Source organism: Stenotrophomonas sp., assembly GCF_032056425.1.
In the GTDB taxonomy this organism is placed as follows: Bacteria; Pseudomonadota; Gammaproteobacteria; order Xanthomonadales; family Xanthomonadaceae; genus Stenotrophomonas.
On the sequence record NZ_DAMBCN010000054.1, the window covers coordinates 1 to 8068 of the forward strand.

Annotated in this window: 8 protein-coding genes; all 8 read right to left on the bottom strand. The window is 64.7% G+C overall.

The annotated features are described in order from the left end of the window. Positions 1 to 132: 132 nt before the first annotated feature. Positions 133 to 1011, bottom strand: a complete 879-nt coding sequence (gene galU, locus RTY46_RS19215; RefSeq protein ID WP_108752873.1) for a UTP--glucose-1-phosphate uridylyltransferase GalU — start codon at positions 1009 to 1011, stop codon at positions 133 to 135. Then, the gene (locus RTY46_RS19220; RefSeq protein ID WP_312710368.1) at positions 1011 to 2921 is read right to left on the bottom strand and encodes a nucleoside-diphosphate sugar epimerase/dehydratase; all 1911 of its coding nucleotides are present in this window, start codon (positions 2919 to 2921) and stop codon (positions 1011 to 1013) included. Before RTY46_RS19220 ends, galU begins: the two co-directional genes overlap by 1 nt. A 15-nt stretch (positions 2922 to 2936) precedes the next feature. Further along, a complete protein-coding gene (locus tag RTY46_RS19225; RefSeq protein WP_312710369.1) occupies positions 2937 to 3914 on the bottom strand; it encodes a glycosyltransferase family 4 protein in 978 nt (325 codons plus the stop codon). Positions 3915 to 3917: 3 nt separating this feature from the next. Beyond that, entirely contained in the window at positions 3918 to 5096 is a 1179-nt protein-coding gene (lapB, locus tag RTY46_RS19230; protein WP_312710370.1) for a lipopolysaccharide assembly protein LapB, read from the bottom strand. Between the two features lie 6 nt (positions 5097 to 5102). Next, positions 5103 to 5387 (bottom strand): lipopolysaccharide assembly protein LapA domain-containing protein, encoded by a 285-nt coding sequence (locus RTY46_RS19235; protein ID WP_312710372.1) that lies wholly within the window; start codon positions 5385 to 5387, stop codon positions 5103 to 5105. A gap of 77 nt (positions 5388 to 5464) precedes the next feature. After that, positions 5465 to 5770: an integration host factor subunit beta gene (locus RTY46_RS19240; RefSeq protein ID WP_005409286.1), complete on the bottom strand. Its 306-nt coding sequence runs from the start codon at positions 5768 to 5770 to the stop codon at positions 5465 to 5467. Positions 5771 to 5857: 87 nt separating this feature from the next. Then, a complete protein-coding gene (gene rpsA / locus RTY46_RS19245) occupies positions 5858 to 7543 on the bottom strand; it encodes a 30S ribosomal protein S1 (protein WP_057498113.1) in 1686 nt (561 codons plus the stop codon). Positions 7544 to 7742: 199 nt separating this feature from the next. After that, positions 7743 to 8068, bottom strand: a 326-nt coding sequence (locus RTY46_RS19250; RefSeq protein ID WP_312710373.1) for a (d)CMP kinase, incomplete at its 5' end; no start/stop codon positions are given.

Here is an 8068-nt window from a genome sequence, read left to right on the forward strand (position 1 = left end):
GATGCAGGACCCCAGGCGCCAGGGATGGCCCCCACGGGCCCCCAGGCATGGGGTTACGGCGTGTCCTGCAGCGGCCCGCCCCCGCCTCCCCGGGGAGATAGGAAGGCGCTGCACGGAGCGCCTGATAAAACCTTACTCCGCCAGCATCGCTGCCAGCTTCTCGCGGGCGGGGCCGGCCAGCTTCGGGTTGTCCAGCGCGAAGCGGATCGTCGCTTCGACCAGACCCAGGTGGGTGCCGCAGTCAAAGCGCGTGCCCTCGAAGCGGTAGGCATCCACCGGCTCCTGTGCCAGCAGCGCGGCAATCGCATCGGTCAGCTGGATCTCGCCACCGGCACCACTGCCGGTCTGCTCCAGCAGCTCGAAGATCTTCGGGCTCAGCACGTAGCGCCCCACCACCGCCAGATCACTCGGCGCATCTTCCGGCTTGGGCTTTTCCACGATCTGCGAGATGCGACCCTTGCGGCCATCGAACGCCTCGGTGGCGACGATGCCGTAGCTGGCGGTCTTCTCGTGCGGCACGTCTTCCACCGCGATCACGCTGGCACCACTGGCCTCGTTCAGATCGGCCATCTGCTTCAGCGCACCGGCGCCGCGGTTCCAGATCAGATCGTCGGGCAGCAGCACGGCGAAGGGCTCGTCGCCGATCACCGCCTTGGCGCACAGCACGGCGTGGCCCAGGCCCAGTGCCTCGGCCTGGGTGACGAAGATCGCGCGCACGCCTTCGGGCAGCACGTGGCGGATCAGCTCCAGCTGTTCCTGCTTGCCGGCACGCTCCAGCTTCTGTTCCAGCTCGTAGGCCTTGTCAAAGTAATCGGCAACGGCGTGCTTGTAGCGGTTGGTGATGAACACCAGGGTGTCACAGCCCGCCTCGATCGCCTCGTCCACTGCATACTGGATGAGGGGCCGATCGATGATCGGCAGCATTTCCTTCGGAACCGTCTTGGTGGCGGGCAGGAAACGGGTGCCCAGGCCTGCCACCGGAAAAACTGCCTTGCGAATGCGCTTGCTCATTAGTGCCTGCTGGCCTCTCGTGCGGGGAATGGCACGACTTTAGCGGACGAGATGTAAGCGTCCTGTTCGATTGGTGAGAATTCGGGCATGGTCGCGAACAGGATCTCCTGGATCGCGCCGGTGTCGTAGCTGACCGTCGCCTCACGCAGCTTGGGCACGTTGCCCAGCACCAGATCGCGCGAGAAGGTACGCACACCCGCTTCCAGCACCTTCGGGTGCGAGGTCGGGCGGTAGTCTTCGTCGGAATAGAACAGCGTCTCGTGCAGCTTCTCGCCCGGACGCAGACCGGTGTAGATGATCGGAATGTCCTTGTACGGCTGCTTGCCGGCCAGGCGGATCATCTGCTCGGCCAGCACACGGATCGGCACCGGCTCGCCCATGTCCAGGGTGTAGATGGCCCCGTGCGAGGCCGAGGCGGCCGCCTGCAGGATCAGCTGGCAGGCCTCGGGGATGGTCATGAAGTAGCGGGTCACTTCCGGGTCGGTCACCGTGACCGGACCGCCGCGCAGGATCTGTTCGCGGAACAGCGGCACCACGCTGCCGGCCGAAGCCAGCACGTTGCCGAAGCGCACGGTTACGAAACGGGTATGCGTGGACTTCTGGTCCAGGCTCTGGCAGATCATTTCCGCATAGCGCTTGCTGGCGCCCAGCGCATTGACCGGATCGACCGCCTTGTCGGTGGAAATGAACACGAAATGCTCCACGCGCGCTTCCAGACAGGCGCGTGCGACGTTCTCGGTGGCCAGGATGTTGTTGCGCACCGCCTCGCGCAGCTGCCGTTCCAACACGGGCACGTGCTTGTAGGCGGCGGCATGGAAGGCGGTATCGACCGGGTGCAGCGACAGCGCGTGGCGCATTACCGCCGGGTCGCCACAATCGCCCAGCACGGCCTCCACCTCGATATCGGGGAAGCTGCGGCGCAGCTCGCCTTCGATGGTCAGCAGCAGCAGTTCGCTGATCTCCACCAGCACGATACGGCCTGCGCCGTGGCGCGCGCACTGCCGGCACAGTTCCGAACCAATCGAGCCGCCCGCGCCGGTGACCATGACGGTACGCCCGCCCAGCCAGCCGCGGATCAGATTCCAGTCGGGCATGATCGGCTTGCGACCCAGCAGATCCTCGATCGCCACTTCCTTCAGCTGACCCGGCAGCGATTGCCCCTGCAGGATGTCGCTGAGCTTGGGCACGGTGCGGAATGGCACGCCGGTGCTTTCGCAGATGGCGACCACGCGCTGCATGCCCACCGCATCGAGCGAGGGAATGGCGATGACCAGCAGCTTGGCCGCGCTTTCGCGCACCACGGCAGGCGCATCGTCCAGCGTGCCCAGGATAGGCAGGCCCTGCAGCTTTGCACCGCGCAGGTGCGGGGCATCATCCAGCAGGCCGACCGGCTCGAAGTTGCCGGAACGCCGCAGGTCGCGCACCAGCGTCTCGGCCGCCTGGCCGGCGCCCAGGATCAGCACCCGGCGCGCAGTGGAATCGGACTGCAGCGACTGGTAGTCCTTCCAGGCGCGGTACAGCAGCCGCGGTGCGCCCAGCAGCGCCGACAGCGCGAAGGGATAGATGACCAGCACCGACATGGGCACGCCATTGAAGCGCTTCCAGGCCAGCACCAGCACGATCGCGACCAGACCGATGAAGCTGGCCTTGAAGATGTTCAGCAGGTCGCTGACGCTGGCGAACCGCCACAGGCCGCGGTACAGGCCTACACGCCAGAAGACGACGCCCTGCAGGGCCAGCACCAGGGTGGTGTCGACGTTCCACAGGGGCAGCGCCGGCGCGTCGGCCAGGATCGAGTAGCGGCCTGCATGCAGCAGCTGCCAGCACGCCCAGACCATGAACAGGTCGTGGCAGACGATGGCCGTGCGCGGCAAAAGACCGAGGATTCTGTCCCGCCAAGGTGAAGACATATTTCGTGTAATTCCTTATCGATTGCGCAATCCATTGCGCAGGAGGAGCCAGAGCAGAGTCAGCGCGGCAAACCACGCGACCGCTACGACAGCCTCCCACCTCGGCTGCAAACTGGAGCAGACATTGAACACTGTAATACTGAATAGGCCCAAAACAAAGTACATCCCTGTGACCTGTGCGTGGCTGGCTCCTGCCTGCACCGCGCGCTGGTAGACGTGCTGGGTGTGGGGTTCCATCCAGCGTTGTCCGGAGAGCATGCGCGCCAACAGTGTGAAGCCTGCGTCCACAAGGAATGGTGAAATCGGCACCAGCAGCAGCATCCAGTGGATGCTGGTCTTCAGGCTGGCGATGGCAAGTACCACAGATACCGCGTAACCGAGCGCGCCGCTGCCGACGTCACCCATGAAGATCCTCGCCCTGGGGAAATTGAACGGCAGGAAACCCAGACAGGCCAGGCCGAGCGCGATGGCGGCCAATGAATAGGGCCACGGCAGCACCGGCGCCAGCCCCAGCGCGGCGATGATCGCCTGGCTGCTGGCAATGCCGTTGATACCATCCATGAAGTTCCAGATGTTGATGAGCGAGGTGGTGAAGAACAGCACCAGCGCCACCAGCAACCAGCTGCCGCCGTGCAGCTTCACCAGCCCAGCCAACAGCGCGGCTGCGACCACATGCACACACAGGCGGCGCACCGCTGGCAGCGGCCGATGATCGTCCCACCAGCCGATGCCGGCCACCAGCACCAGGCCCAGGCTGGCGACCAGCACACTGCCTGCGGCCTGCGGCCAGGCCCACATGGCAGCACCGGCGGCCACCAACAGGCTGATGACAATGGCAATGCCGCCACCGCGCGGCGTGGCCACGCTATGGCTGCGGCGTTCGCCGGGCTGGTCCAGCAGTTGCCGGCGCAGCGCGTAACCGCGCGCGGCCCACGTCAAGCCAGCACTGAGCAGGGCCAGGCCCAGCAGCGCACCCATCACCAGCCACGGCATGGTTCAGAGCACCGCGTAGTTCAGCAGCGGCTTCACCGTGCCCCACTCCTTGCAGCTCGGGCACTGCCAGTGGTGGGTACGTGCGCCGAAGCCGCAGCGCGTGCAGCGATAGGCCGGATTGCGCACCAGCAGCTGGTCGGTGATGTGCTTGAGGTCGTGCAGGGTGGCGGTGGAATCGGCGCCTTCGGCCAGGGTCAGGTCGATCAGCGCCGACTCGCCACGCACCGACGGGCGATCCTTCAGCTGGCGGCCCAGGTAAGCGCGCGCCGGGGCCACGCCTTCCTGCTCTTCCATCAGGCGGGTGAGCGCCAGCACCGGGGCGATACCGCGGTAGTGCTCGGTCATCTCCGACAGGAACGCGCGCGCGCCGCCAAGGTCGCCCACCTTGCGGTAGTTTTCCATCAACGCCGGCAGCAGCTCCGGCAGATATTCCGGGTCATTGCGCGCGGCGCGCTCGAACGCACGCACGGCCGCCTCTGCGTTGCCCGCATCGGTTTCCAGGCGGCCTTCAATGATGCCGGCGCGCACCGACATGGCATCGGCCTGGTAGGCGCGGGCAATGGCCGCCCTCGCCTCGTCCAGCTTGCCGGCGCCACGGAAACGCTCGGCCAGCTCGCATTCGAATTGCCCGATCAGCTTGCCCATCGGCTCGCCGGTCACGTCTTCGAAGCGGGTGGCGTTGTCGATCGCCTTTTCCCAGTCGCGCTCGGCCTGGTAGATGCCGATCAGGTGCTTGAGCGCCTGCGGCGCACGCTGATCCAGCTGGGCCAGTTCGGTGAACACCGTTTCGGCGCGATCCAGCAGGCCGGACTTCATGTAGTCCTCGCCCAGCGCCAGCAGGGCCTGTACGCGCTGCGCATCGCTCAGGTCGTTGCGGTTGACCAGGCCCTGGTGCAGGCGGATGGCGCGGTCCACTTCGCCACGGCGGCGGAACAGGTGGCCCAGTGCGACCTGGGTTTCGAAGGTTTCCTTGTCCAGTTCCGCGATGTGCAGGAACAGTTCGATGGCCTTGTCCGGCTGCTCGTTCAGCAGATAGTTCAGGCCGCGGAAATAGGTGCTGGACAGGCGGCTGACCTGGTTGTCACCGTGGCGTTGACCACCACGACGGCCGATGACCCAACCGGCAATGGCTGCCAGCGGCACGAACAGGAAGAACCAGAACCACTCGGTGACGAAATCCATCTTCGATCAGCGTCCATCAAAAGATTGGGAGGAAGGAACCGGGGCCGACGTGGCAGCCACCGACTTGTTGGCGCGGCGCAGCTGGCTGTAGAGCGGAATGACCACGCTTACCAGCACCAGCCCGGCACCGACGACCACGCCGACCAGCAGTGCGGCGATCAACGCCACGCCAACCGACGTATGCAACTGGGTGAACAACAGGTTGATCGACATGTCGGTCATGTTGACCGCGCCGATGATCAGGCCAAGGATCAGCACTGCCAGCAGCACCAGCAGACGAAAGACCTTCATGCGACAGCTCCAGTGCCAAGAGCCTGTAGCTTATCCGACTGGCGGGAAAAATCGCACGTCGTCGCGCGACAGGCGCCTCAGGCCGGATCGGCATCCAGCGGCAGCACGCTGCTGACCCGCTCGCGCAGTTCCTTGCCCGGCTTGAAATGGGGGACGTGCTTGCCCGGCAGGGCCACCGATTCGCCGGTCTTCGGGTTGCGACCCAGGCGCGGCGGCCGGTAGTGCAGCGAGAAGCTGCCAAAGCCACGGATTTCGATGCGATCCCCGGCAGAGAGGGAACCACCCATCATTTCCAGCAACGACTTCACCGCCAGATCGACATCATCGGCCTTCAGGTGCGCCTGGCGGCGCGCAAGGATTTCGATCAGTTCGGATTTGGTCATCGCCGGCTCACATCAGGGGTCTCTCAGCCTGAAACGGCCCGGGCAATGCCCGGGCCGTCCAGGAAACAACGTACAGCGTAAGGCCGATTACTCGGACTTGTTGCCGTTCAGCTGTGCACGCAGCAGCGCGCCCAGCTGGGTGGTGCCGCTGGAAGCCGAAGAGGACTGGTATTCCTCCAGCACTTCGCGCATTTCAGCGTCGTCCTTGGCCTTGATCGACAGCTGCAGGGTACGGCCCTTGCGGTCCATGCCCACGAACTTGGCTTCGACCTTGTCGCCGACCTTCAGGTGCTGGGTGGCGTCGTCAACGCGCTCGTTGGCGATGTCGCGTGCCGAGACGTAACCTTCGATGCCGTCAGCCAGCTCGATGATCGCGCCCTTGGCGTCGACTTCCTTCACCACGCCTTCGACCTTGGAGCCCTTCGGATTGGCAGCCATGTACTGGCCGAACGGATCCTGCTCCAGCTGCTTCACGCCCAGGGAGATGCGCTCGCGTTCCGGATCGACGGCCAGGACAACAGCGTCCAGGGTGTCGCCCTTCTTGAAGTTGCGAACGACGTCTTCGCCGGTGGTGTTCCAGCTGATGTCGGACAGGTGGACCAGGCCGTCGATGCCGCCGTCCAGGCCGATGAAGATGCCGAAGTCGGTGATCGACTTGATCTGGCCCGACACCTTGTCACCCTTCTTGTGGGTGGCAGCGAAGGTTTCCCACGGATTGGCGGCAACCTGCTTCATGCCCAGCGAGATGCGGCGACGCTCTTCGTCGACGTCCAGCACCATCACTTCGACTTCGTCACCCACCTGCACAACCTTGGACGGGTTGACGTTCTTGTTGGTCCAATCCATCTCGGAGACGTGCACCAGGCCTTCGACGCCCGGCTCGATCTCAACGAACGCGCCGTAATCGGTGACGTTGGAGACCTTGCCGAAGACGCGGCTGTTGGCCGGGTAACGACGGGCGATGTTATCCCACGGATCTTCGCCCAGCTGCTTCAGGCCCAGCGAAACGCGGTTGCGCTCGCGGTCGAACTTCAGCACGCGCACGTCCAGCTCGTCGCCGACGTTGACGACTTCGGACGGATGGCGCACGCGCTTCCATGCCATGTCGGTGATGTGCAGCAGGCCGTCGATACCGCCCAGGTCCACGAACGCGCCGTAGTCGGTCAGGTTCTTGACGACACCCTTCAGGATCGCGCCTTCCTGCAGCTTGTCCATCAGCTGCTCGCGCTCTTCCGAGTGCTCGCTTTCGACGACAGCGCGGCGCGAGACCACGACGTTGTTACGCTTGCGGTCCAGCTTGATGAGCTTGAATTCCAGCTCCTTGCCTTCCAGGTAGGCCGGATCGCGCACCGGGCGCACATCGACCAGGGAACCCGGCAGGAAGGCGCGGACATCCTTGATGTCCACGGTGAAACCACCCTTGACCTTGCCGCTGATGCGGCCGGTGATGGTTTCGTTCTTTTCCAACGCTTCTTCCAGCTCGTCCCACACCATCGCGCGCTTGGCCTTCTCGCGCGACAGGACGGTTTCGCCGAAGCCGTTCTCGATCGAGTCGAGGGCGACCTTGACGATGTCGCCTTCGGCGACGTCGATTTCGCCAGCGTCGTTACGGAACTGTTCGATCGGCACGATGCCTTCGGACTTCAGGCCAGCGTTGATCACCACGACGTCGCCGCGGACTTCAACAACGGTACCGCTGACGATGGCGCCCGGCTTCAGCTTGGCCAGGTTGGCCTGGCTGGCTTCAAACAGTTCGGCAAATGATTCGGTCATTAGATTTACTCTGTTGGACACATGGGTCGGTGGCGTCCCCTTCAGGGGAATGGCGACCGCCCGCCTGTTGGTCGACCCCGGAAACGCAGGTCGTGTGTAGTAGGAAAACCGCCACGCATCATTGCGCGACGGAGCTTGTACAGCACTGCAAGTGCGCGACCACCACCGGTGTTGCTGGCAGTGCCCCTGCGCGAACGGATCAGGCAGCCGGAACCGGAAGCAGATCCATCACTCTGGCAACGACATCTGCGATGCCGATGCCTGTGGTGTCGATGAGGACGGCATCGTCTGCCGGCTTCAGGGGCGCCACGGTACGCTGAGCATCACGGGCGTCGCGGGCCATGATCTCGCGCAGGAGGTCATCAAAGCTAACAGAAACCCCCTTGTCTTTCAACTGCTTATGCCGGCGCTCGGCACGCTCCTCGGCACTGGCGGTCAGGAACACCTTGTAGGGGGCGTCGGCGAAGATGACCGTGCCCATGTCGCGGCCGTCGGCGACCAGGCCCGGCAGCTCCCTGAATGCGC

Bases quoted from the DNA above. Each gene is read 5' to 3' on its own strand.
- galU (WP_108752873.1), bottom strand. From the start codon at position 1,011: ATGAGCAAGCGCATTCGCAAGGCAGTTTTTCCGGTGGCAGGCCTGGGC.
- RTY46_RS19220 (WP_312710368.1), bottom strand. From the start codon at position 2,921: ATGTCTTCACCTTGGCGGGACAGAATCCTCGGTCTTTTGCCGCGCACG.
- RTY46_RS19225 (WP_312710369.1), bottom strand. From the start codon at position 3,914: ATGCCGTGGCTGGTGATGGGTGCGCTGCTGGGCCTGGCCCTGCTCAGT.
- lapB (WP_312710370.1), bottom strand. From the start codon at position 5,096: ATGGATTTCGTCACCGAGTGGTTCTGGTTCTTCCTGTTCGTGCCGCTG.
- RTY46_RS19235 (WP_312710372.1), bottom strand. From the start codon at position 5,387: ATGAAGGTCTTTCGTCTGCTGGTGCTGCTGGCAGTGCTGATCCTTGGC.
- RTY46_RS19240 (WP_005409286.1), bottom strand. From the start codon at position 5,770: ATGACCAAATCCGAACTGATCGAAATCCTTGCGCGCCGCCAGGCGCAC.
- rpsA (WP_057498113.1), bottom strand. From the start codon at position 7,543: ATGACCGAATCATTTGCCGAACTGTTTGAAGCCAGCCAGGCCAACCTG.